Below are 22,119 nucleotides of genomic sequence, written 5' to 3'. Positions count from 1 at the left end.
GTGGGCGGCTGACCTGCCAATGCGTCCCGTCAACGGATCAAAGATGCTGATGCACCGCTTGATCCAGATATTCGGGCATAGGAACGTTTCGACCGGCAACGAGTCCTAGAGGCGCAATCCATCCCGTATTCCTTGTGGATCGAATGATGGAAAAAGCACTCGCCTATGCTATCTCGGCGGCCCTCGTTGGCTTCGGTCTCTTGATCTTTTTCGCCGGCCTATCCTCCAGCTCGCCCGCCTTATGGACAATCGTCGCGTTGGTCCCGATCACGATCGGGATCGTGAGCGCCTTTGGCCCGGTATGACTAGCTGTGGAAACCAGGCTTTAGGTCAGCGCGTCTGTATTTTCCGAATCGGTGTCTCGTGTTCGCTCTCTGTAGTTTCAAACTGTGGTGGACGCGCGTGAGCCATTTCGTCTCGATGCTTCTGCTTGCGACAGCCCTGATTTTGACCTTGTGCTTCGGGGTGGCAGCCTGGCGCCTCTCAGCGGACAAAGAGGCCGACATCACCGCCACCATTCCGCATCAGGAATACGGCTGGAGGTCGAGGTCAAGCAACTGATGGCTGTTGCGCTAGCCACCGCTCGCGCTCCAATCGCAAAGAAGTGCAATATCCAATTTCAGAAGAAGTCAGAGGGTGAGCCACCCAAGACCCAAAGCACCCTGCGTTCGCCGCTCAGGTTGCTGAATAAAATGCTTCAGCTTTCCGGAGCCGGCGGCGTGGCCGGCGTACTCAGCGGAGCTCCTCCAACCGAAACAGGCCCGACAGGCTTCGCTTCCCGAACCATCCGTTTGCGCATCGCCAGTCGATTGCGGGCGTGCCCTCTTGGAATGGAGGAGGTTATGTCCGATATCATTGCACTTTGCAGCGAGTCGACCTTCGCGATCAGCGTGGAAAGCTGCGAAGATATCTTCCTCACATCGACCCGTTCGTCCGTGATGCTCTGTCGCAGAGAAAGCAGCACCATCGAATCCTGCTGCAGCAAAGCTGCATTTTGCTGCACGGAATCATTGTTCTCCTTCAGCAAGGCAGTCTGTAGCTGTTGGGCCGATTGAATGTCCTTCAGAGCAGCGACAACCGAATCGGCTTTTGGCGCCGAAGCTTCCTGGCGCGGAAGCAGTTCAGCCAAGCTGCCGACATTCAGCGACGGAAACTCAGAGGGCAACGTATAGATGGCGGCCGCGCCGTTGATGGCCAAGGCACACACCGACAGTGCCAGGACCGACTTGCGGCTGGACCGCTTGACCGGCCCTGGAGCTTCTGGGACTGCGGGTGCGGCGACTGCCGCTGCCAGTGCTGCAGGGTCGAGCTCTTCGACGAAGCCTTGCGTTTCGAAAGTCATGGTCACGTGCATTGACCCCAATGAGCGAGCAAAAGGAAGCCGCTCCCGGAACGTCCTCGCGACGCCTCCTTTACGCAGCACCCATACACAAGTGCCTAAAATTGTGGGCTTTTCGGATTAATTCCACGTTAGCGGCTTGGGCGGCTGACAGGCTCAGCCACTCCGGCTGAATACGGGGTGTGTGCGAGGAATGACCAAAGTGCTTCGCGGCGGATTTTCCGAAGATGGCAGAATGCCACTGTTTTGCCCGACGCGTCAAATGACCTTTGCGTCCAATGCAGAAGACGTTGTGCCGGCGGCACTTAGCTACTGTGCATGGGGTTGTTTTCGCAGTTTTGGCAGCGCCTCAACCTTCATCCAGCAACTCTGCTCGGGTACCGCTGAAGATGACGTCAAGCTGCGGTCGAAGGACGACGCCGACAGACCGCGTGCCTGCCCTGCTTCCGGTGCCCGTGCTGACGAAGGCGCAAGCGCCCTTACCCCTCGTCCAGCACCTCGAACAACTCCTCAACCCGCTCGAATGGCGCATCGCGCATCGGGCTGTAATAGACGACGCGATCGCCGTCGCGCTGCAGCGACTTTCCCCGCGACTTCCGCAAGCGCCCGGGCAGGAATGTCGCGGCGACCGCCCCGGGGCCGACGTCGAGGCGGATGATGCCTCTGCGCTTGCATTCGATCCTGAGCCGAGCTGCGCCGAAGAAGTCGCGCGCGACATTCGGCAAGGGGCCGAAGCGGCGCGACGTTTCCTCCTCGAGGTCGTCGAGGTCGTCTTCGTCATTGCATCGTGCTGCACGCGCGTAGAGCTCGAGCCGCACCGGCTCGGACTGCACGTAGCTGTCGGGAAGCATGTCCCCGACCGGCAAATTGAGGTCGGGCACCCACACCGGGGCCCGCCCCTCGTCGACCTTCTCCGAGGCCATTTTCAGCAGGTGACTGTAGAGCACGGGCCCGAACACCTGCACGTGGCCGGATTGCTGCTCCGAGAACAGGTCTCCCGCGCCTCGCAGATCGAGGTCGCGCTCGCTGATGGCAAAGCCGGCGCCGGGCCGACTGAACTCCTCGAGCACTGCCAGGCGCTTCTCGGATTGCCCGGACTCCGTCTCCGTCAGCAAATGGGCGAAGGCGCGGATGCCGCTGCGGCCGACCCGCCCGCGCAGCTGGTGCAGCTGCGCAAGGCCGAACTTCTCCGGCCAGCACACCACGATGGTGTTCGCACGGGGAATGTCGAGGCCGCTCTCGACGATGTTGGTCGCGAGCAGGACGTCGGCCCTGCCCTCGACGAAGCTCATCATGCGGTCGTCGATCTCGTCGGCCGCCAGCCTGCCGTGCAGACACACGATGCGGAGGTCCGGCGCCACCGCCTGCACCCGCGCCAGCATGGGATCGAGATCCTGAATGCGCGGACAGATCAGAAAGCTCTGGCCGTGGCGCCGCTGCTCGCGCAGCAATGCGTTGGCGATGGCAGCATCCGACAGCGGTGCGATTCTGGTTGCGACCGGCAGCCGATGAACCGGTGGCGAAGCGATCACGCTGAGATCGCGAAAACCGGCAAGACCGGCGGCCAGCGTCCGCGGGATCGGCGTCGCGCTCATCATGAGCACATGTACATTCTTGGCGAGGCCGGAGAGCTTTGCTTTTTCGGCGGCACCAAAATGCTGCTCCTCGTCGATGATGACGAGGCCGAGATCATCGAACTTCACGTCCTTGCCGGTGAGCGCCTGCGTGCCGATCACGACCTTGATCCGGCCGCTGCGCAGTCCCTCCCTGGTCTCGCGCAGCTCAGCGCCTGACGTCGCGCGCGACAGGTTGCCGACCTCGATGCCGAACGGGGCAAAGCGCTTCTGGAACGTCGCGACATGCTGCCGGGCCAGCACCGTCGTCGGCACCGCGATCGCCACTTGCTTGCCCGACAGCACCACGGCGGCCGCCGCGCGCAGCGCCACCTCGGTCTTGCCAAAGCCGACATCGCCGCAGATCACACGGTCCATCGGGTGACCGGACGCGAGATCGTCCAGCACGTCGGCGATCGCCTTGGCCTGGTCGCTCGTGGTGAAATACGGGAAGCGCGCCACGAATTTCTCGTAGGCCGATCCCGGCGGAACCAGCTTTTCGGCGCGCCGCCGGCGGCGCTGGCTGATGTGCTTGGCCAGCACCTTGCCTGCAAGCTGGATTTCGCGCTCGGCCTCGGTGCGGCGCGCCCACCACGTGCTGCCATCGGCCTTGTCGAGCGCCAGCTTGCCGAGTTCGGTTGCGTAAGGCCACATCAAAGCGAGATCGGGCGGCGGTACGAGCACCGCATTGTCGCCCGCGAACTTGAGGCGGATCATCTCTCGCATTGCGCCACCGCCCGTGTTCACCGTCTGCAAGCCATCGAGCACGGCAAGGCCACGCTGGAGATGGACGACCACCGTGCCCTGCTCCGGCACGTCCGGATGATCGAAGGCTGCACTCCAGGCGCGTGCCATCGGCTGGGGATGATGCGCCCGGCTGCCGAGCACGTCGGATGCCGTGACGACGGCAAGAGGCTTTTTCCCCGGCAGGACGAAGCCGGCATCGAGATCGGCCAGCAGCGCCGTCTCGCCGTTGCGCCCACTCGTCGCCTCGTCCCAGTCCTCGCAGCGCTGCGCCCTGACGCCGCTCATCCGCTCCATCACGCGTAGATCGTCCTCCTGCGCGGCGACGAGGATCAGGCGCGAACCGGCCCGCCGCGTTTCCTCGACGAAGGCCCGAAGTGCTTTCCTTGCGGATGTCAGCTTCGAAAACTCCGGCGTGGTCTGGAACGGCGCCGCCCGCGGCAACACCTTCATGCCCTTGGCGAGCCGTTTCCAGTCACCTCGGCCCAGATATTCGCGCTCCCGCTCCGCACGTGGCGCGGCTTCCTCGATCGTGCTCAGCCAGGCGCCGGCGTGCAATGGGACCCCTGCATCGGCGATCCATTTGGCACGCCCGCAATAGTCGAACAGGCTCGCGCGCTTGCCGCGCTTGCCGGCAAAGCCAAGGCGCTCCGACATGGGATCGACCAGAAGTTCGCTGGTCTCGAATATGATGTCGTGCTCTTTCGGATCGAACGCCACGATCCGCCTGATCGCGCGATCCGAATGCTCGATCCGGAATGGTCCCAGCGCGCCTGCGGGAAATATCTCGAAGGTCTGGCCGTGAAACAGCGCCCCGCCCGGATAGTCGGGCTCGTCCTCGAGATCGTATCCCAGGGATTGGAGGCGCGCCTCGAGGTCCTGCTCGGAAAACGCGCCGCCCACCTTCAAGCTCACGCTCAAGCGCGACAGGTTAGCCGGCGGCGGCAGGCGCTCCATCACGGCTTCCGCCGTTGAAACCAGAAAGAGCGGCTTCTTGGATCTTGCGAGGCGCCTCAGGACCGAGGCTCTGCGCCCCGCGAGTTCGTGGGACGGCTCCAACTGATCGAACGGCAAGGTGTTCAATCGCGGAAACACCAGCACCTCGCAGGAAGGGTCGAGCGCGTGGATGACGCTGCCCAGCCGCTCCGCCCGGTTCTCGCTCTCGGCAAGAAAAACCAGACCGCTGCGTCCGGACTGCTTCCATTGTGCCAGCAGATGCAGAGCCATCATACCGAGGGGCGAGGAAGACGAGATCGTTGCGCGCTGCGCCCGCTTGCTCTTCTTAGGCGACTTTTTAGTCGCCCGCGCGTTTCTGGAAAGCCTCACTTGAATCCGTCTCTGATCGTCAACCGCCGGCAACTGCACGCGAGCCGCTCGCATCTCGATTCGGCTGCTTGCCGCTATGCATATGGGATTTGCCCCGCGAACGCACGCTCATGGGCAACGTCGGGGGCATCATCGTGATCCCGGCAATTTGGCCGTTGTTCGCCCAGCAGATCGGAACTGGCTCCGTTCCGACGCGTAAATGCGGACCCTGCTCTCGATGCGAAAGTCAATGCGATGGAGAACGCTCCACGGATCCAGCAGGCACGAAAAAACCCCAGCGCTTGGAGCCACGCTGGGGCGTTTCGTTCAAAATGAATCGGTTAAGCAATGACGTCCTCATAGCAGCGATTCCGCCGGGCGTTTGTGAACTGGTTCACACCCCTTGCGGCATCCAAATCAAACGACCTCGGGGAAACCGAGGTCGCCAACCTTTGTGGGGAAAGGTTTTCTCTCAGGCCCGGGGCTTTTGGGGTTGGGGATGGGCCGAGAGCCTGGATTCTACGCTCGGCAGGCGGAGTCGTTCCAAAGCGGCGGGCTAGATATCGATCGGCGCGGACCGTGCATTCAACGCCCAACTGCTCCGGATCGGAGTACCGCATCTTCGGATTTGAGCGCCCACACAGCGCGAGCTAGGATGCCCGCTTTTACGGAGGCGCATTTTGAAACCATTCATTTTCTTCATTGCGGCCATCGCACTGCTTGCGACGGCTCCTGCACGCTCACAGGCGCTGGTCGACCCAAGCAAGGTCGCCCCCGAATATCGGGAGGCGGCCGAGAAGCGCCGGGCCGAGCAGCTGCGGCAGCGCGAATGCGCGATGAAGGCGGATCTCGAGAAGGTGCTGCCGAGGGATCGCACCGCCTATCTCAACCGTTGTCTGGACACTATGGCGGCCAAGCAATAGCGCTGATCGAGCCAATTGATCGGTCGGGGCCGCTGCGGCGGCGCGATGACGGCTGCGCGCATTCTGCGAGCACCGGCCCACTTACCCGCATCGGCTGCGACAAAGCCCGTCGACCGACTCCCGAAGGCGCTTCAGGCTTTCTTCAGACCTTTGAGATCACCTGAACATCCATTTTCAATAGTTGATCGCGCATGAATTTCGTCCAGATTCAGTGCACACGCTGCAAGGATGTGTTTCGCGATCGCGCCGGCCGGTTGCAGGACGGCTATTCCAGGCAATGTCCGAGCTGCGAGGTGGTGCTGTTCTTCGCAGAGGACTCCCAACACCCCTTCATCAAGCGCGCGATGCGCAATGCGCGCAAGGCTCGCAAGGAGCAACGCGAGGCCGATGTGATCAGGCTCGCTGCGCCGGAGTCGCGAGCAGCCCGGTCGAGGTCATCCGCCGCGCGGACACGACCTGCGGGGCGAGAGGATTAGCTCACCGCCGCGACTTTCTCGGAAACAGGCGGTCGCGGATGTAGCGTGAGGTCGGCGTCAGGCGGATGCCGCGGGGCTTCTGCCAGGCGGCGCGGTCGATCTCCTTCTTGTCACCAATCGCCAGCCTGCCCTTGGCGTCCTTGGCGATGAAGATTGCGTCGCTCATCTTGCGGCCGGAGCGCTTGTTCCTGGCCTTCACTTCCTTCCAGAGACTGATCCGGCCGAGCTTCAGCTTGGGCAGCTCCTCCTTGATCTCCCGCCGCAGGCAGTCCTTCTCGGATTCGCGCGCGCGCTTGCGCCCGCCCGGGAACATCCAGAGGCCGTCCGACCGGCGTCTGACCAACAATACCTTGCCGCGCCTGGCGGCAACCAGCTTGGAAGACTTCGCCATCACTGCCGTAGATCGAGACCAGAATCGTCCAGATCGTAACTTGTCTAGTCGGATAGACAAGTTCGGGACGCATCTTGATCAGAGGCCGCGGAGCCGTTGGCTCCTGGTGCGACACGGCGGGCCGGTCGCACCGGCGAGCGCAAGGTCAGCCCTTGCCCGCCTCCGTCCTGTCCTCGGTCCTGATCCAGGCCATCATCATCTCCCACGCCACCGACAGGATGATCGGACCGATGAACAGGCCGACGATACCATGGGCGAGCGTGCCGCCGATTACGCCGACGAAGATCACGATGGTCGGCGTGGTCAGGCCGCGCCCCATGACGAGCGGCTTCAGCATGGTATCGATGAAGCCGACCAGGACGAGAAACACGGTGAGCAGCAGCGCCGTGGTGACGTCCTTGGCGGTCCAGATCCAGATGATCACCGGCAGCAGCACGAGGAAGGCGCCGATCTGCACGATCGAGAGCAGCAGCACAATGAAGGCGAGAAGGCCGGCGCTGGGCACGGCTGCGAGCTTGAAGCCGAAGCCGGCGAGCAGCGCCTGCACCACTGCGACGCCGATCACGCCTTGCGCTACGGCGCGGATGGTCGCGCCCGCGAGCTCCAGGAAATGCTCGCTCTGTTCGGGTACGATGCGAAACAGGAAGCTGCGGCCGGCTGCAACCAGCTGCGGGCCGTGCGGAAACAGGAAGCCGGCAACGAACACCGACAGTAGGAATTGGACCGTGCCGAGGCCCGCATCACCCGCGAGCGACAACAGCGGTCCCGCCAGCGGCTGGAGATAAGGCGCCACCTCGCGCAGCACTGCGCGGATGTTGGTGTAGGCCTGGTCCCAGAGGTCATAGAGCCACGGACCGACCAGCGGCCACGATTTGAGCTGCTCCGGCGCCGATTGGAGCGCCAGATCGCCGGTGCCGAGCTGGTGCGCCAGCTCCCGCACACCGTCCACGGCGCTGAGGCCGAGCCAGGTCGCAGGGCCGATGACGATGCCGAGCGTGATCAGGGTCAGGATCGCTGCCGCGGTTTTCGGCCTGCCGCCGAGGATCTTGGCGACCAAGCTGAAGGCCGGATAGAACGCGACCGCGAGCACGCCGCTCCAGGCCAGGATCGGCACGAACGGGCGGATGATCAGGAAGGTCCAGATGATCAGCAGGGCGAGCAGGCCGAGCCGGATCACGAGCTGGATGATATCCTCACCCGTCAGGAGCTGACGGAGACTTTTCACGGCTAATGCCTTCCTTGCGACATGAACGCAACTTGCGGCGCTTGCGCGGCCTAGCCGTTATTGCCAGCAACAAGCCGGGCGTCAAGGCGACCGGTTCCCGCAACATCCGCTGACTAGGAACGCATCGGACCTACCGGCATTTTGAGGACGATGACGGCCGGTCCCAGAGAGCCTGATGCACATGCGGGGATTCACCGCGGCGTCCACTATTCGCTGAAGCGGAATGCCGCGCCGGGCTACTGGCGCTATGCCTATGCGATCGGCGACAGGGTGCGCTCCGGGCGCGTGCAAGGCAAGCTGCCGCTGCTCGCCATCAGACGCGTGCAGATGCGCATTGATCGGGACTTGCGGCCTGGCTTGGCTAACGTCCGTTAACCGGATTTCCCTGGGCCAGTTTACGCCGCTGCAAAAGCCCGTGGCTACCGTGGGTTGAGGTCCTCAAAGACATTCTGTGCAATGGCCAATAGCATCTGGACGATCGAAGAATTCACCTGCCGGGGTTGCAGCATGACCTACGCCGCGACAAGGGAGGAACATGATGACGCGCATGCCGGCAGCTTCAAATGCAGCATCTGTAGCAGCGTGGTGCATAGCTGGTCGGGCAAGCATCACTTCTTCGGCTGGGAAGCGGTGAAGTCGAAACCGCCGCTGTTCGGACGGCGCTGGGCCGGAGCTGGATGATCGGCTGAGCCGCCGCGTTCCCTGACCGATCGAACGATCGTGCCTGGACACAGCGGCAGCGAAATTCGTAGCCGGGTATCGACCGAATTGCGCCAAGGGTGTTTGGACTCCGTTCACTGATCGCCGTTAGATCAGGACAGATCCTCCGCGCCGAACATCCGCCATGGCCGACCTCAACGCCGTCCTCACCAGGCTCAACGACCGTCTGCTCCGCCTCGAGGGCGAGCTGTTCGTGCTGCGTTCGCTGGCACGCGCGACGCTGACGGCGGGCGATGATCATGCGGTGCGCATGCGCAAGCTGGTCGAGGCCGCAAAAGTCGCACTCGATGACGAGGCCAAGCGTCCGCTCGACAAGCCGACGCGCAAATATGTCGATGCGGCGACCGCACTGGTGGAAGAGCTTCTGGTCGAGCCGACTCCGGCGCGGCCGCTATTCACGGTGATCGACGGCGGCCGGCGCGACTGAACGGGTCAGGTCGGCTGGCTGGTGCCGGCCGTGTTGGAATCGCCCGCCTTCAGCCGGCTGAGGCCCGCTTCGATGGTTGCGATCTCCTCGTCGATCTGACCGATGGGCAGGCTGAAATCATAGCCCGACCTGCTCTTCAGATCGACCGCGAGCCGCTGCCTGTGCATCATCAGCTCGTCGAGGCCGCGTCGGTTCTTCAGTCGGACATAGATGTCGACGATCTGCTCAATCGCGCTCGGCATGAGATTGGTCCCGGCGAAAAGGCCGGCGCGGCGCACCTACGCCGGCGGAACATTCTCGGTCGCGGTACGCAATACAAATCCGCGACGGATTCGTCGATACGCCAAGCTGGTTGATAACGTATTACCATCAGATGATTTCGCGATGCGCGGTATGAAAAAGCCGCTGGCGATCACGCCAGCGGCCAAGCCGGTTTGAAAACGGATGCGGGTTGAAATGTCGCCAGCCCCGATTTGTGCATGCTCTTACGACAGATGGAAGATCTCTTCTGTCTACAACGAAACACAAGAGCCGGCTTGCCCACATTTCCCATCCGACCGTGGCACCACGGCAACGCTGGTGGCTGCACAATCGCTGAGTTCATCGCGCCCTCACCCGGTGCATTGTTGATAACCCGCGCAAACGCGGCCTGGGTGGTGACAGGACGTCCGGACGTGTTATCGGGGGATAACGCAGCTGCGAGACGGATCGGATACCCATGCGCATTACCCTCGTCGGCTCCCGCCATTTCGGCGTGACCACCCTGAACATGCTCCGGGAGCACGGCGTCTCGATCGCGCGGGTTGTGGTGGCCGATGCCGAGGATCGCCTCGCCGCCACCGCCAAGGCGGCCGGCATCGAGGTGGTGGTCCAGGCCAATCCGAAGCTGGTGGTGGCCTCCGAGATTGCCTCCGATACCGATCTGATCATCACGGCGCACAGTCACGCCCGGATCGGCAGGGACGCGCTCGCCGCCGCCAAGCTGGGCGGGATCGGCTATCACCCTTCGCTATTGCCGCGCCACCGCGGTAAGGCCGCCGTGGAATGGACCATCAAGGAAGGCGATCCGATCGCCGGCGGCACGATCTACCACCTCGCCGACCGCATGGACGCGGGCGCCATCGCCGCCCAGGACTGGTGCTTCGTCAAGAAGGGCGAGACGGCGCGGGAGCTCTGGGAACGCGCGCTGGCGCCTCTCGGCCTCAAGCTACTGGCCGACGTGATCGATTATGCCAAGGTCCACAAGACGCTGCCGGCCAAAGTTCAGGACGAGCAGTTCGCGACCTTGGCACCAAGTCTCTCCTGACGTTTACCCTTAACGCGAGTCCGCGTTGATTTTGCAGCGGAAATCGGAGCACCAAGACTCAAATAAACCATTGTTTCCACAGGAACAATTTTCGATTTGGCATCGCAACAAATTTCCGTCACATTTGGTGCGAATAAACGTCAGCATATCAGACAAATTCGAGGACGGATTTCATGCGTTTAGGTCGCATTGCGGTGTTGTGTGCCGCTTCAGTTGTCGCCGGCACCCTCGCCGCTCCCGCCTTCGCCCAGAGCCCCTATGACGGCAATTGGCAGGTCACGATCGTGACCAAGAGCGGCTCCTGCGAACCGACCGCAAGCTCCATGCTGACGGTTGCCGATGGCAAGATCACTGCGCCCGGCGCTAACGTTTCCGGCACCATCGGTCGTGAGGGACTTGTGAAAGTTTCGATCAATGGTGCATATGCCAACGGTCAACTCAACGGCAACGCCGGATCGGGGAAGTGGAATGGAGCATCTGCAGGCATACCATGCAGCGGGCGGTGGGAAGCATCGCGCCAATAAACCAACTGAGGCTCGCGCCAGAGGCCGGCGGCTGCTGATCGCGGCCGCCATTTTGTTTGTGGCGAGCATCGCCCGCACTGAAAGCCAAGCCCAGTCCGGCCCGTTTGCCCCGATGGCAGGCACCTGGAGCGGCAGCGGTACCGTCATCCTCGATGATGGCTCGACCGAGCGGATCCGCTGCCGGGCCAAGTACACCCCGATCGGCCCGACCATGGAAATGTCGCTGACCTGCGCCAGCGACGCCTACAAGTTCAATCTCGGGGCCAGCGTCAAGTCAGAGGGCAGCGCCATCACCGGCAGCTGGTCCGAGGCCAGCCGCAATATCAGCGGCTCGCTCCAGGGCCGCGGCGGCGGCGGAAACTTCGATGTGGTCGCCTCTGCCGCCGGCTTCAACGCCAATATCGCGCTGAAGACGAGTGGCAACAAGCAGACCGTCACGATGCGCGCCGATAGCCAGTTCCGCGGCGCCAACATCTCGATGTCGCGCTGAGATAGCACGTTCAAGACAGTCGACCCGGCGACCTCGCCGGGTCGACTTTTTATGCCTGCGGCACGAACGCCGTGACCTCGATCTCGACCTTGGCCCGCTCGTCAACGAGACCGCCGATGTAAAGCAGCGTCGAGGGCGGGAAGTTGCGTCCAAGCGTTTCCTTCCAGCCCGCGCCAATGCCGGCCCCGGCGGCCTCATACTCGCTGCGGCTGGTCAGGTACCACGTCAGGCGGACGATGTGCTCGGGGCCCGCGCCGGCCTCGCCCAGGAGCTTGATGATCCGCTTCAGAGCTGTCGCAACTTGCGCCGCCATGTCGGGCGCGTAGTTGCCGCTCTCATCGCCGCCGGTCTGCCCGGCCAGCACCACCCAACGCCCCGGCCCGTCGACGAGGACGCCATGGGAAAAGCCGCGCGGTTTTTTCCACTCGGCTGGCTGCAAGATACGCATGAGCGAAGACCTCCCGATTTTCTCGTCGTTCGCTGACGCCTTAGCACGCCGACCTGCATCGCTGCATCCGCAGATTTGGCCGTTGCAAACGGCGGCGATGTCGCTGATACCGGCCGTCCTTTCAAGATTCCATTCTCCAGCATCTGCCCTCAATGAGCACGACACCGTCAAAAACGATGGCCGCACTGTGGATGGCCGGCTGGCTGTCGCTGATGCTGGTGATGGCGGTTGCCGGGCGCGAAGCCACGCGCGAGCTGAACGTTTTTCAAATCATGGAAGTGAGGTCGCTGCTCGGCTTCGTGCTGCTCTCGCCGATCATCTACCGCGCGGGCGGTTTCAAGGTGCTCAAGACGTCGCGCCTGCCGCAACATATCGGTCGCAACCTGGTGCACTATGTCGCTCAGCTCGGCTGGTTCTTTGCACTGACGCTGATCCCGATCGGCCAGGTGGTCGCGATCGAGTTCACCATGCCGATCTGGACGGCGATCCTGGCGGCGAGCTTCCTGTCCGAACGCATGACGCCTTGGAGGATTGCGGCCATCGTGCTCGGCCTTGTCGGTGTGATCGTCATCGTCCGTCCCGCCGCCGGCGAGATCAATCCGGGGCAGCTGATCGCGCTCGGCGCTGCCGTCGGATTTGGCGTGTCAATGGCGCTGGTTAAATCCCTGACGCGCACGGACAGCGCGCTGTCGATCCTGTTCTGGATGCTGGTGGTGCAGTCGGTCGCAGGCTTCGCTCCGACGCTGTTTGTCTGGACTTGGCCATCGGCCCATGTCTGGGCCTGGGTCGGCGTGATCGCCGTCTGCGGCACGTTTTCACACTATTGCCTCGCGAGCGCGATGCGCTATGCGGACGCGACGATCGTGGTCCCCATGGACTTCCTTCGCGTTCCACTAACCGCGACGGCTGGCTGGCTGCTGTATTCCGAGCGGCTCGACGCCTGGACGGTCCTCGGCGCGGCGCTGATCCTGTGCGGCAATCTCCTGAATTTGAAGCCGGCTCCGCCCGTTCCCGCCCGCGCGCAGTGAACCTTGCGCTGCCTTGCGCGACAAAACGAAGTGGCCGTGTGATTTGGATCACGTTCGGGAAGCATTCCCATCGTGCACATTCGGCCACACAGCAGCGGTTTGGACGCGACTTACTGCCGTTTTGGTGGCGCGGAGTCGGGCACTTCGTGTAGGTTCGTTGCCAATTTGTTGCTGCCTACAATTCGATTCTGTTGGGGATCTCAGATGCGCTATTTCACCCTCCTCGCTTCGCTGATGTGCATGGCCCTGTCGATCAGTGCCGCGAAGGCCGACCGCCGCGTCGCCTTCGTCGTCGGCAACGGCAACTACAAGAACGTCGCGCAATTACCGAACCCGCCGATCGACGCCAAAGCGATGGCGGCGACGCTGCGCAATGTCGGCTTCGAGGTGATCGAAGGATCCAATCTCAGCCGCGACCAGATGACGGAGAAGCTGCTCGACTTCGGCCGCAAGGCGCAAGGCTCCGACATCGCGCTGTTCTATTATGCCGGCCACGGCATCGCGGTCAGCGGCACCAATTATCTCCTGCCTGTCGACGCCGACATCAAGTCGGAGATGGACGTCAAGCTGGGGGCGGCCATCAACATCGACCTCACGCTCGAGCAGACCATGGGCGATGCCAAGGTCAAGCTCGTCTTCCTCGATGCCTGCCGCGACAATCCGTTCGCCGCCAAGATCAAGTCGAACTCGGCGACCCGCAGCGTCAACGTCCAGAGCGGTCTCGCCGAGATGAAGTCCGGCGAAGGCACGCTGATCGCGTTCGCCACCGGTCCTGGCCAGACCGCCCTCGACGGCCAGGAGGGCAACAACAGCCCGTTCACCCGCGCGCTGATCGACAACATCACCAAGCCCGGGGTCGAGATCCAGCAGGCGATGACGTCGGTGCGCGCCCAGGTCAATGAAGAGACCCGCAAAGGCCAGCTGCCCTGGGGCCACACCAACCTGACCGGCTCCGTCTATCTCAACCAGGCCCCCACGACCCAGGTCGCCAACGCGGCTCCGACCGCGGCTGGCAGCGTGCCAATAGCGACCGGCGGCGGCTCGGACGGCGTCGAGCTCGAATATTGGCGCTCGGTAAAGGAGTCCAACAAGCCGGAAGAGCTCAACGCTTATCTTGCCGCCTATCCGAACGGTCAGTTCAAGGCGCTGGCGCTGGCACGCCTTGCTGCGATCAAGAGCGGCCCCTCGACCGCGACCCGCACGCTCACTGCTGGCGTCGATCCCGCGACTTTTACCGACGAGGCCACTCAGCTCACCGAGGACCAGATCGGCCTCGACAAGAACCAGCGCCGCGACGTGCAGCGTCGCCTCACCGGCCTCGGCTTCGACACCAAGCAGACCGGCGTATTCAGCGATGAGACCCGCGCCGTGCTCAAGCGCTGGCAGGCCGCGCGCGGCTATCCTTCCTCCGGCTACCTCAATAAGCACCAGCACAAGGCCCTGCTCTCGGAGATCGTGGCTGCACCGCCGACCGCCAGTGATAACAGCCAGAAGGCGGCTCGGCGTGCCAGCGCTCCGGCACCCAGCAGTGCGCCGGCACCCGCTCCCCAGCGCAGCAATCCAGGCGACGCTGCCGGCGCGGCCTTCGTGGGTGGCGTCGTCGGCGGCATGATGGGCGGCATGTTCCGCCGCTGAGGCGCGAAGCCAATCAAAGCAAAAGCCCGGCTCAGGCCGGGCTTTTTCGTTGCGAGTTCCTCATCCCGAGGAGCGCGCCATAGGAGCGCCTCTCGAAGCATGAAAGGCCCGGAGGCCTTCATCCTTCGAGACGCTTGCCGCGCAAGCTTCTCAGGATGCGGTCCGCTGCCTGGGCTGCGGTGCCTACTTCCCCGCGGCCTTCCGCAGCGCCTCGTTGATGCGGTCCTGCCAGCCCGGCCCGCCCTCCTGGAAGAACTCCAGCACGTCCTGGTCGATACGCAGCGTGACCTGCTCCTTGATGCCGGGAACGGCGGTTTGCTTGGGCGGCGCCACGGCGGCCTTGGCTGTCACCTTCTTGAACGCCGCCTCAGCTTCCGTCCTGGCGTCGCCAAGCGTACGCGGCCGTCTTGGTTGATCCGCCATATCCTAGATTCCCTCAAACAGAGCCGTTGAAAGATACCGCTCGGAGAAGGACGGCACCACCGCCAGGATGGTTTTTCCCGCAGCTTCGGGGCGCTTGCCGATCTGGAGCGCCGCCGCGATCGCGGCGCCCGAGGAGATGCCGCCTGGAATGCCCTCATGCCGCGCCAGCGCGCGGGAGGTCTCGATTGCCATGGTCGAGTTGATCTTGACGATTTCGTCGATCACGGAGCGATCGAGGATGTCGGGGACGAAGCCGGCACCGATGCCCTGGATCTTGTGCGCGGTGTGCTGGCCGCCTGAGAGCACCGGGCTCTCCTCCGGCTCGACCGCCACCACCCGCAAGGATGGTTTGCGCGGCTTCAGCACTTGGCCGACGCCCGTGATGGTGCCTCCGGTGCCGACCCCGGCGACGAAGATATCGATGCGGCCCGCCGTGTCATTCCAGATCTCTTCCGCCGTGGTGCGGCGGTGCACCTCGGGATTGGCGAGGTTCTTGAACTGCTGCGGCATCACCGAGTTCGGCGTCGTCTTCAACAGTTCTTCCGCGGCGGCAATGGCGCCCTTCATGCCCTGGGCTGCCGGAGTCAGCACCAGTTCGGCACCGAGAAAGGCCAGCATCTTGCGCCGCTCGATCGACATCGACTCCGGCATTACCAGCTTGAGCCGGTAGCCGCGCGAGGCCGCGACGAAGGCAAGCGCGATTCCGGTATTTCCGGACGTCGGCTCGATCAACACGGTGTCGGGCGTGATGATGCCCGCCTTCTCCATGGCGATGATCATAGCCGCACCGATGCGGTCCTTCACGCTCGCGGCCGGGCTGAAATATTCAAGTTTTGCCAAAATGGTCGCATTCACGCCGTGCATGCCGGGCAGTCGCTGCAACCGCACGATCGGCGTGTCGCCAAAAGCCTCGACGATCGAGTCATAGATCCGGCCGCGACCGGGCTGGTGCGCTGCACCCGTGTTGGACGATGCGTCCATGATGAACTCCCTGTGGCGACGATCTGCGCTTCTGTCGCGGCTCTTGCGCAGTTACGGACAGCTTGCGGCGACACGCAAGCGACAATGCAGCACATGTTAAATACGCTGCATCGCAAAATCACGTGAGCTGCCAATATCAGAAAACCAACGCATTTGTGTTGCGACCTCGTCAAGCGCATCTGCTTATGTTAGACTTAAGTCTCAAGCAGGGAGAGGTCACCACGATGTCAGCGATTGCTGAAGTGTTGTCGACCGTCGCGCTCAACCGCGATCCGCGTTGCAGCGAGTTGCCCACCTGTCCGGTCTGCGCCGACTCCATGGTCGCCGCCGAAGCATCCGCCTACGTCTCGGACCGCGTGATCAGCTATCTCTGGACCTGCGATAATTGCGGCTACGGCTTCGTCACCAAGCACGCCATCAAGCAGCGGTTCGTATGCAACTGATCGTGGAGTTGCTCTAGCGCGGGGCGATGTCGCCCCTCGCCCAGTCCTCACGCGTAAGCTGATAGAACTCCTCGAACTTGCCCTGTGCGATCGCAACCCTGATGCCCTGCATCAGGGTTTGATAGTAAGCGATATTGATCTCGGACAGCAGCATCGCCCCGAGCGTCTCGCCTGCCTTGACGAGATGATGCAGATAGGCGCGAGCGCAGCTGCGCGTCGAGGGCCATGAGCTCTCCTCATCGAGCGGACGCGGATCTTCGGCGTGGCGCGCGTTGCGCAAATTGACCTGGCCGAAGCGCGTGAAGGCGACGCCGTGACGGCCATTGCGCGTCGGCATCACGCAATCGAACATGTCGACACCGCGCTTGACCGCCTCGAGGATGTCGTCGGGCGTGCCGACGCCCATGAGGTAACGTGGGCGCTCTTGCGGCAGCAGCGAGGCGGTCTCGTCAATCATCGCCAGCATCACCGCCTGCGGCTCGCCGACGGCAAGGCCGCCGATCGCATAGCCGTGGAAGCCGAGCTCGACCAGGCCTTGCGCGCTTGCATGGCGAAGCTGCGGCACGTCGCCGCCCTGCACGATGCCGAACAGCATGTAACCAGCGGGCGCGCTCTCGAAGGCCCGCTTGCTGCGCTCGGCCCAACGGAGCGACAGGCGCATCGCCCGCTCGATGTCATCACGCTCGGCCGGTAGCCGCACACATTCGTCCATCTGCATGGCGATGTCGGAGCCGAGCAAGCGCTGCACCTCGATCGAGCGCTCCGGCGACAGCTCGACCTTGGCACCGTCGATATGCGAGCGGAAGGTGACGGCGTGCTCGCTGACCTTGCGCAGATCCGCCAGCGACATCACCTGGAAGCCGCCGGAATCCGTCAGCATCGGCCCGTTCCAGCCGGTGAAGGTCTGCAAGCCGCCAAGCGCCGCGATCCGTTCGGCGCCGGGCCGCAGCATCAGATGATAGGTGTTGCCGAGCACGATGTCGGCGCCGGCGTCGCGCACCTCGCGCCAGTGCATGCCCTTCATGGCACCCGCGGTGCCGACCGGCATGAAGGCCGGCGTCCGCACCACGCCGTGGGGCGTCGTCAGGCGCCCGCCGCGCGCGGCGCCATCGGTACCGAGCAACTCAAAGTGATTGGGAAGATCATTGTCGGGATTCATGGCGGTGCTTATTGCGTGTCGGAGGACGTCAATCAACCCGCCCGAACCATGCCATGGCCGGCCAATGGCTCAACTGGGAGGACTTGAGCGATATCGAGGTCCGCGGCTCTTGTTAAACAAAACGATACAGTATAGTTTTACTGTGGAGGCTGGACGAGAATGCCGCGGCAGATTTGCCGGCGGCCGTATGAGTGTGATCGCCCGCCACCGACGATGCCCTACCCTTCAAGTTCGACTGACATGTCCGCCCCATCGCAGGGCTGGACAAGGCCGATAGGCGCCCGCCTGGGCGGAGTCCTGGTCTTGACGTGCAGCCTGGCGCTCGGTGCCTGCACGTCCCTGCCCCGCACGCCCTACACGGCCGCTGAAGCCAGCACATCGCGCGTGCTCGACATCGATGGGCTCCGGCGCTACGCCGACGAGCCCGTTACGAAATTCAGCTTCGAGAAAGACAACAGCACCGCGACCAAGACCTACCTGGCGCTATCCGGCGGCGGTGCCGACGGCGCCTATGGCGTCGGCGTGCTGAACGGCTGGACCGCGTCCAGAACCCGTCCCACCTTCTCGGTCGTCTCGGGCGTCAGCACCGGCGGCCTCATCGCGCCGTTTGCATTCCTCGGCTCGCAATATGACGACACGCTGAAGGAGGTCTACACCAGCGGCATCGCCGAGAGCCTCCTGAAGGATCCCAGCATCATGCGGGTGCTATTCGGATCCGGCCTGTTCGGCAACACGCGGCTGCGCGAGCTCGTCGCCCGCTATGTCGGACCCGAGATCATGGCGCAAGTCGCGCGCGAGAATGCCAAGGGCCGGAAGCTATTGGTGGTGACGACCGATCTCGACACCCAGCGGACCGCGATCTGGGACATGGGCAAGATCGCCGCGGTCGGGACAGCCGAGGCGCTAAAGCTGTTTCGCGACGTGATGGCGGCCTCCGCCAGCATTCCGCTGGTTTTTCCGCCGATCATGATTTACGCCGAAGGCCAGGGCCGGCGTTTCCAGGAGATGCATGTCGACGGCGGGGTGACGGCGCCGGTGCTGACGTTGCCGGAAGCCCTGCTGTTCCAAGGCAGCCGCCTGCCGGGCAACACGAAGATGGACATCTACATTCTCGTCAACAAGAAGATCGAACGCAATTTCGAGCTCGTCTCCAACAGCACCATCGACGTCGCCTCGCGCAGCCTGTCGTCGATCACCCAGTCGCAGACGCGCTCGATCATTTTCTCCACCTATGATTTCGCCAAGCGCAACCGCCTCGGCTTCCATCTCTCCTACATCGCGCGCGACTATCCGGCGGCGCCCTCGGAAGGCTTCGATACCGCCTACATGCGGGCGCTGTATCAGTACGGACATGACAAGGCGGCTTCCGGCCAGGCGTGGACTTCGACGCTTCCGTGATCCCTCATGACGGAACGAGGCCACAGGGAAACCGTTGATGACACGGCCAAATCGGCCAGATTCGCGATGACGCCCCCGCTGCTGCGCGATATAGAGCGAATGACTGATATCGCGATCGCGCAGGAATCATTGGGCATGGGATTGACTGCGACCAAGACCAGACCGGCTGCGCCACGGCGCGAGGTGCCGAAATCGCGCGGCGGCCGGCCGACGAAGACCGCCGCGATCGAGCGCGATCAGCGGCTGATCGAGGTCGCCACCCGCCTATTCCTCGATCGCGGCTTCGACGCGACCTCGCTCGACGCAGTCGCGGAAGCGGCCCGGGTCAGCAAGCCCACAGTCTATTCCCGTTACGGCGACAAACGAGGGCTGTTTGCGGCCGTGCTGAGGCGCGAGATCGCACGATGGCTTGCACCGTTGTCGGCAGCCGCGGAGACGCAACTCTCTAGCGCCGCGAACATCTCGGTCGAGCAGCGGCTGGTCGAGATCGGGCGCGAGATGCTCACATTCACCTGCGGTCCCGACGCCGTCGCCTTCAGCCGCATGATGACGTCACAGGCCATCAACTTCCCTGACGTCGCCAAGCTCGGCAAGGAGGAAGGCTGGCTCAAGGCCGTCGCCACCACGGCGCGCTTCTTCGATCACCTGGTGGCGCAAGGCGCACTTGATGTCGAAGACACCACCATTGCAGCCGAGGTGTTTCTCGACGTGGTCGTCGGGCACACCCACCGCATGGCGACGTTCGGAACGGCGCTGGAGCTAAAACCTGCGGAGAAGCGCATGCGTGCGGCGATCAAGCTGTTCCTGGCCGGCGCGCTGGGACCCGCCGACCGCGTCCAGAGCGCCGCAAAGAGCACGCCGCGGCGCCCGTCCCGCTGACAATTCCGTGAGCTCGCGATCAAATCCCAAAGAACCCGTGGCTCGGCCATTGACCAAATGAAACGATACGGTATGGTTTTGTTATAAGGCGAGACGGACCGCTTTTTCACCAGCCCCAAGGAGGTCCGTACCGCTTCGATCGTCGCGCCGGGTACAGCCCGATGCGGCGCTCCGCGGCCGACCGGTGCCCAAGGTCGGCCGCGAATTCTTTACGATTCCGGCACACTCGCTGGCCGAGGGTTTCGAGCATGACGACAGCCAAACGATGGACCTCGCAACTGCTTGCGATCGCCTTGCCCGCGCTGCTCCTCGCGGCACCGGCACAGGCGATCATGACCGCAGGCACGCCGACCGCGCTTCACAGCGACACAGATGGTGATGCCGAAGCGGACCGCCAGGCGGTCAGCCGCGAGATCGAGCGCTTCCGCAGCTCGTCGATCTCGATCAGCCAGGCCATGGCGATTGCAGAAGGCCGACACGCCGGCGCCACCACGGCAGATGTGAGTTTCGATGGAGCCTCCGGCGCCCCGGTCTACCGGGTGAAAACCCTGCACAATGACCGGATCTGGCGCCACACCATCAACGCGTTGACCGGAGAGCTCGTCGGCGGGGAAGCCGCCCTCCCCCTCGCCGAGCTCGACCATGAGGACCGTGACAACCTCGCAGCGCTCGGCGCGATCAGGCACCGCCTCGCCGACGCCGTGCGCGTCGCCGAACGCGCAGCCTCGGGCAAGGCAATCAGCGGCGGGCTGGTGCGCGAACGCGGCCGTCTCAATTTTGCGATTGTCGTGATCAGCGGCGACGACCTCAAGGAGGTCATCCTGGAGCCGCCGGGCGCGCGGGCCAAATAGCGGCGGGCCCGGCCCCGGCATCGACCGGGGCGGAAAGCCATTGACGGCTGCAAGACTCTCCCGCATAAGTCGCCGCCATGTTCGCGACCACCAAACGCACGACCAAAACCACCACGGCCTCAGGGGCCCGGGGAGGCGTGCGCGCGTAGGTCGTCGACTTAAACGCATCAGCTCTACCGAAGCCCCGCCCTCGATGGTCCGGGGCTTTTTTGTTGTCTAAATTCTCAATGCAATGGAGGACAAAGTGAGTAACGATCCCGTCGTCGCAATTGTCGGCGTCACCGGTGCGGTGGGCGCCGAATTCATCGCCACCATGGACAAGCGCGGCTTTCGCGTCGGCAAGCTCAAGGCGCTGGCGAGCGCCCGCTCGGCGGGCAAGACAGTGTCGTTCCGCGGACAACAGGTTGTCATCGAGGAATTGACCGAGCGCGCGTTTGACGGCGTCGACATCGCCCTTTTCTCCGCCGGCGGCAGCATCTCCAAGAAGTTCGCGCCGATCGCGGTCAAGGCCGGCGCGGTCGTGGTCGACAACTCCTCCGCCTTCCGCATGGACCCGAACGTGCCGCTGGTGATCCCCGAGATCAACGCAAGCCGCATTCGTGATCACAAGGGCATCATTGCCAACCCGAACTGCGCCGCCATCACGGCGCTGGTGCCGCTCTGGCCGATCCACCAGAAGAATCGCATCAAGCGGGTGATCATCTCGACCTATCAGGCGGCTTCCGGCGCCGGCGCCGCGGCGATGGAGGAGCTCGTCGAATCCACCCGCGCCAATCTCAACGGGCAGGTCTATACGCCCAAGGTGATGCCGCACCCCTACGCCTTCAACCTCTTCAACCACAACACCGCGGTCGATCCTGAGACCGGCTACAATGATGAAGAGACCAAGGTCATCAAGGAGACCCGCAAGATCTTCGAGGATGAGACCATTGCCGTCGGCGTCACCTGCGTGCGCGTGCCGGTGCTGCGCGCCCATTGCGAAGCCATCACCTTCGAATGCGAGAAGCCGATCACCGAGGACCAGGTCCGCGCCATCATGGCGCAGGCGCCCGGCGTCAAGGTGATCGACGACCGTGCCAAGAACTACTTCCCGATGCCGATCGACGCCTCGGGCCAGGACGACGTCCTGGTCGGCCGCATCCGCAAGGACCTCAGCGACCCCACAGGACATTCGATCTCGATGTTCGTCGCGGCCGATCAGCTGCTCAAGGGCGCGGCATTGAATGCTGTACAGATAGCGGAGCTCTTGCCGCAGCGGGCGATGGCGTAGCGGTCTCGTAGGGCGGGCAAACCGAAGCGTGCCCACCAATCGACCTCAACTATGCAGATCGATGGTGGGCACGGCGCTCTGCGCCTTTGCCCACCCTAGGGCAGTGTTGTAGCCCGCAAGA

General features: G+C 63.6%; 24 protein-coding genes. 15 read left to right on the top strand and 9 right to left on the bottom strand.

What is annotated here, in order from left to right; translation table 11 throughout:
- Nucleotides 1-697: 697 nt before the first annotated feature.
- Complete coding sequence (locus tag IVA96_RS23380; RefSeq protein ID WP_247279870.1) at nucleotides 698-1,354, bottom strand: hypothetical protein; 657 nt, start codon at nucleotides 1,352-1,354, stop codon at nucleotides 698-700.
- Nucleotides 1,355-1,818: 464 nt separating this feature from the next.
- Nucleotides 1,819-4,926, bottom strand: coding sequence for a DEAD/DEAH box helicase (locus tag IVA96_RS23375; RefSeq protein WP_247279871.1), 3,108 nt, complete (start codon nucleotides 4,924-4,926; stop codon nucleotides 1,819-1,821).
- 755 nt (nucleotides 4,927-5,681) lie between these two features.
- Between IVA96_RS23375 and IVA96_RS23370 the strand changes: the two genes are divergently transcribed.
- Nucleotides 5,682-5,924 (top strand): hypothetical protein, encoded by a 243-nt coding sequence (locus IVA96_RS23370; RefSeq protein WP_247279872.1) that lies wholly within the window; start codon nucleotides 5,682-5,684, stop codon nucleotides 5,922-5,924.
- 477 nt (nucleotides 5,925-6,401) lie between these two features.
- Here the strand turns inward: IVA96_RS23370 and IVA96_RS23360 are convergent, their stop codons facing one another.
- Both IVA96_RS23360 and IVA96_RS23355 read right to left on the bottom strand, forming a co-directional pair.
- Nucleotides 6,402-6,791, bottom strand: coding sequence for an NUDIX hydrolase (locus tag IVA96_RS23360; RefSeq protein ID WP_247279874.1), 390 nt, complete (start codon nucleotides 6,789-6,791; stop codon nucleotides 6,402-6,404).
- Between the two features lie 145 nt (nucleotides 6,792-6,936).
- Complete coding sequence (locus IVA96_RS23355; RefSeq protein WP_247279875.1) at nucleotides 6,937-8,016, bottom strand: AI-2E family transporter; 1,080 nt, start codon at nucleotides 8,014-8,016, stop codon at nucleotides 6,937-6,939.
- Nucleotides 8,017-8,166: 150 nt separating this feature from the next.
- Between IVA96_RS23355 and IVA96_RS23350 the strand changes: the two genes are divergently transcribed.
- The 3 genes from IVA96_RS23350 to IVA96_RS23340 all read left to right on the top strand — a co-directional run bounded on the left by IVA96_RS23350 (nucleotide 8,167) and on the right by IVA96_RS23340 (nucleotide 9,163).
- On the top strand, nucleotides 8,167-8,391 hold the full coding sequence (locus IVA96_RS23350) for a hypothetical protein (protein ID WP_247279876.1): 225 nt from the start codon (nucleotides 8,167-8,169) through the stop codon (nucleotides 8,389-8,391).
- Between the two features lie 81 nt (nucleotides 8,392-8,472).
- A complete protein-coding gene (locus tag IVA96_RS23345) occupies nucleotides 8,473-8,697 on the top strand; it encodes a hypothetical protein (RefSeq protein WP_247279877.1) in 225 nt (74 codons plus the stop codon).
- Nucleotides 8,698-8,860: 163 nt separating this feature from the next.
- Nucleotides 8,861-9,163, top strand: a complete 303-nt coding sequence (locus IVA96_RS23340; RefSeq protein WP_247279878.1) for a hypothetical protein — start codon at nucleotides 8,861-8,863, stop codon at nucleotides 9,161-9,163.
- A 5-nt stretch (nucleotides 9,164-9,168) separates the two neighbouring features.
- Here IVA96_RS23340 and IVA96_RS23335 read toward each other — a convergent pair whose 3' ends face one another.
- Nucleotides 9,169-9,405, bottom strand: a complete 237-nt coding sequence (locus IVA96_RS23335; protein ID WP_247279879.1) for a hypothetical protein — start codon at nucleotides 9,403-9,405, stop codon at nucleotides 9,169-9,171.
- On the opposite strand from IVA96_RS23335, the gene IVA96_RS23330 reads away from it, so the two are divergent.
- From IVA96_RS23330 to IVA96_RS23315, 4 genes are all read left to right on the top strand, one after another.
- Nucleotides 9,404-9,601, top strand: a complete 198-nt coding sequence (locus IVA96_RS23330) for a hypothetical protein (protein WP_247419438.1) — start codon at nucleotides 9,404-9,406, stop codon at nucleotides 9,599-9,601. The two genes, IVA96_RS23335 and IVA96_RS23330, sit on opposite strands and share 2 nt — an antisense overlap.
- Nucleotides 9,602-9,881: 280 nt before the next feature.
- Nucleotides 9,882-10,469, top strand: a complete 588-nt coding sequence (locus tag IVA96_RS23325; protein WP_247279880.1) for a formyltransferase family protein — start codon at nucleotides 9,882-9,884, stop codon at nucleotides 10,467-10,469.
- A 173-nt stretch (nucleotides 10,470-10,642) separates the two neighbouring features.
- Complete coding sequence (locus tag IVA96_RS23320; RefSeq protein WP_247279881.1) at nucleotides 10,643-10,993, top strand: hypothetical protein; 351 nt, start codon at nucleotides 10,643-10,645, stop codon at nucleotides 10,991-10,993.
- The gene (locus IVA96_RS23315; protein WP_247279882.1) at nucleotides 10,938-11,483 is read left to right on the top strand and encodes a hypothetical protein; all 546 of its coding nucleotides are present in this window, start codon (nucleotides 10,938-10,940) and stop codon (nucleotides 11,481-11,483) included. Before IVA96_RS23320 ends, IVA96_RS23315 begins: the two co-directional genes overlap by 56 nt.
- Before the next feature lie 49 nt (nucleotides 11,484-11,532).
- Here IVA96_RS23315 and IVA96_RS23310 read toward each other — a convergent pair whose 3' ends face one another.
- Nucleotides 11,533-11,931 (bottom strand): RidA family protein, encoded by a 399-nt coding sequence (locus IVA96_RS23310; protein WP_247279883.1) that lies wholly within the window; start codon nucleotides 11,929-11,931, stop codon nucleotides 11,533-11,535.
- A 152-nt stretch (nucleotides 11,932-12,083) separates the two neighbouring features.
- Here IVA96_RS23310 and IVA96_RS23305 point away from each other — a divergent pair, with 152 nt between their 5' ends.
- Both IVA96_RS23305 and IVA96_RS23300 read left to right on the top strand, forming a co-directional pair.
- Complete coding sequence (locus IVA96_RS23305; RefSeq protein ID WP_247279884.1) at nucleotides 12,084-12,959, top strand: DMT family transporter; 876 nt, start codon at nucleotides 12,084-12,086, stop codon at nucleotides 12,957-12,959.
- Between the two features lie 204 nt (nucleotides 12,960-13,163).
- Nucleotides 13,164-14,594: a caspase family protein gene (locus IVA96_RS23300; RefSeq protein WP_247279885.1), complete on the top strand. Its 1,431-nt coding sequence runs from the start codon at nucleotides 13,164-13,166 to the stop codon at nucleotides 14,592-14,594.
- A gap of 183 nt (nucleotides 14,595-14,777) precedes the next feature.
- Here IVA96_RS23300 and IVA96_RS23295 read toward each other — a convergent pair whose 3' ends face one another.
- Nucleotides 14,778-15,017: a BrnA antitoxin family protein gene (locus IVA96_RS23295; protein ID WP_247279886.1), complete on the bottom strand. Its 240-nt coding sequence runs from the start codon at nucleotides 15,015-15,017 to the stop codon at nucleotides 14,778-14,780.
- Nucleotides 15,018-15,020: 3 nt separating this feature from the next.
- On the bottom strand, nucleotides 15,021-15,998 hold the full coding sequence (gene cysK, locus IVA96_RS23290) for a cysteine synthase A (protein ID WP_247279887.1): 978 nt from the start codon (nucleotides 15,996-15,998) through the stop codon (nucleotides 15,021-15,023).
- A gap of 224 nt (nucleotides 15,999-16,222) precedes the next feature.
- Here cysK and IVA96_RS23285 point away from each other — a divergent pair, with 224 nt between their 5' ends.
- Nucleotides 16,223-16,441 carry a hypothetical protein gene (locus tag IVA96_RS23285; protein ID WP_247279888.1) on the top strand — a complete coding sequence of 73 codons (219 nt, stop codon included), beginning with the start codon at nucleotides 16,223-16,225 and terminating at the stop codon, nucleotides 16,439-16,441.
- Between the two features lie 13 nt (nucleotides 16,442-16,454).
- On the opposite strand, the gene tgt is transcribed toward IVA96_RS23285, so the two are convergent.
- Nucleotides 16,455-17,600, bottom strand: coding sequence for a tRNA guanosine(34) transglycosylase Tgt (gene tgt, locus IVA96_RS23280; protein ID WP_247419433.1), 1,146 nt, complete (start codon nucleotides 17,598-17,600; stop codon nucleotides 16,455-16,457).
- A gap of 240 nt (nucleotides 17,601-17,840) precedes the next feature.
- On the opposite strand from tgt, the gene IVA96_RS23275 reads away from it, so the two are divergent.
- From IVA96_RS23275 to IVA96_RS23260, 4 genes are all read left to right on the top strand, one after another.
- Nucleotides 17,841-18,998 (top strand): patatin-like phospholipase family protein, encoded by a 1,158-nt coding sequence (locus tag IVA96_RS23275; RefSeq protein ID WP_247419430.1) that lies wholly within the window; start codon nucleotides 17,841-17,843, stop codon nucleotides 18,996-18,998.
- A gap of 135 nt (nucleotides 18,999-19,133) precedes the next feature.
- On the top strand, nucleotides 19,134-19,877 hold the full coding sequence (locus IVA96_RS23270) for a TetR/AcrR family transcriptional regulator (protein WP_247419704.1): 744 nt from the start codon (nucleotides 19,134-19,136) through the stop codon (nucleotides 19,875-19,877).
- 248 nt (nucleotides 19,878-20,125) lie between these two features.
- Nucleotides 20,126-20,728 carry a PepSY domain-containing protein gene (locus IVA96_RS23265; RefSeq protein ID WP_247450247.1) on the top strand — a complete coding sequence of 201 codons (603 nt, stop codon included), beginning with the start codon at nucleotides 20,126-20,128 and terminating at the stop codon, nucleotides 20,726-20,728.
- Nucleotides 20,729-20,960: 232 nt separating this feature from the next.
- Nucleotides 20,961-21,998 (top strand): aspartate-semialdehyde dehydrogenase, encoded by a 1,038-nt coding sequence (locus IVA96_RS23260; RefSeq protein WP_247419425.1) that lies wholly within the window; start codon nucleotides 20,961-20,963, stop codon nucleotides 21,996-21,998.
- Nucleotides 21,999-22,119 lie beyond the last annotated feature (121 nt).

Origin of the sequence: Bradyrhizobium sp. 159, from assembly GCF_023073795.1 — a bacterium.
Taxonomy (GTDB): Bacteria; Pseudomonadota; Alphaproteobacteria; order Rhizobiales; family Xanthobacteraceae; genus Bradyrhizobium.
Note: the sequence above shows the minus strand (reverse complement) of the source record. Positions and strands in the feature narration are given on the sequence as shown.